Origin of the sequence: Brevundimonas sp. P7753 (assembly GCF_013386595.1) — a bacterium.
Lineage (GTDB): Bacteria > Pseudomonadota > Alphaproteobacteria > Caulobacterales > Caulobacteraceae > Brevundimonas > Brevundimonas bullata.
Map to the genome: position 1 here is coordinate 1 of NZ_JACARP010000179.1, position 1491 is coordinate 1491.

Annotated in this window: 1 pseudogene; it reads left to right on the top strand. The window is 72.3% G+C overall.

Annotation, left to right across the window (positions count from 1 at the left end):
- A pseudogene (locus HX774_RS18850) lies at positions 1-1491 on the top strand (tipN); the annotation flags it as partial.

Sequence of the window (1491 nt, forward strand, 5' to 3'; positions counted from 1 at the left end):
CCCCTGTCTCCACCCCGACCGCCAGCCGTCGCGCCGCCGTCGCACGTCCCGGCGGCAACGCCTATCTGATCGCCGGCGTGGCCTCGGCCCTTTGGATCGGCGGCGTCGCCTCCTGGTTCGCCTATGAGTTCGGTTCGGGCGCGGTGGCGCTGGAGCCTCTGCGTCTGGCCGTTTACGCCCTGATCGCCCTGGCCCCCGCCGGTCTGGCGATCATGCTGGCCCACGCCGTGCGCCAGGGCGCCAACCTGGCTCTCGAGACCCGACGCGCCCGCGACATGGCCGAGGCCCTGGTCGGCCCGACCGCCCTGGCCGCCCATCAGACGGGTCAGGTGCTGACCGCCTTGCGCGGCGACATCGATCAGGCGGCCTTGGCCGCCGAGCGCGCCCGCAACGACATGAGCCTGCTGCGCGAAGCCCTGGTTCAGGAAACCGTCCGCCTGAACGAAGCCGCCGACGGCGCGGGTCGCATGGCCCGCCGTCTGGCCGATCAGTTGGGCCGCGAGCGTGAGCAGATGGGCGCCCTGGGGGTGCAACTGGACAGCCAGGCCGCCGGCGTCGTCGACGCGGTCGAGCGTCAATCGCGCATGGTGGTGGACGCCTCGGACCTGGCCCAGACCCAGTTGCGCGAAGCCGAGGCCGCCCTGGCCGCCCGCGCCGCCGACCTGGCCGCCGCCGCCAACGAGGCCCAGGACGCCGCTCGCGCCGCCGCAGACGACTTGGCCCGCCAGACCCTGCGTCTGGAAACCGCCGGAACCGGCGTCGCCGAACAGATCCAGTCGGTCGAGGAAGGCCTGAGCCAGCAGCGCGCTTCGCTCGTCACCGCCGCCTACGCCCTGCGCACCGATCAGGAAGACTTCTCGGCCCAGATCGAAAGCCAGCGCGCCCAGTTCACCGAGCAGTTGTCCCTGACCCGCAGCGCCGCCAGCGAGCTGAACCAGACCAGCGGCGACGTCAGCACCGCCATCAAGGCCCAGATCGAGGCCGCCGCCGATCAGTTCCGCGCGCTTGTGGACCTGTCTCAGCGCGAGGCCGACGGCTTCGACCACGCCACCAAGCTGGCGCTGGACCGCTTTGAAGCCCTGGCCGCCGAGGCCCGCGACCTGCTGGTCGAGGAAACCCGCCGCGCCCTGTCGGCTCTGCAAGCCACCGCCGAGGATCAGCGCGCCGCCGCCGCCGCCGCCATCGAACAGGCCCAGATCCGCGCCGACCGTCTGGGCGAGTCCCTGTTTGACGCCGCCCAGAAAGCAGACGAAGCCGCCGAAGCCCGCATCGACGGCGCCCGCAAGATCGTCAACCAGACCGCCGACATGGTCGATCTGACCGGCGAAAAGGTCATCGAGCGTCTGGAAGGCACCCTGCACCGGATGACCGCCGCCCTGGCTCAGGTCGAGACCGCCGTCGCCGAGATGGACGACCGCGCCAGCCGCCTGCCCGAAGAAGCCGCCGCCCGCGTGGAGGCCGTGCGCGCCTCGGTCGAGGACGGTCTGGCCG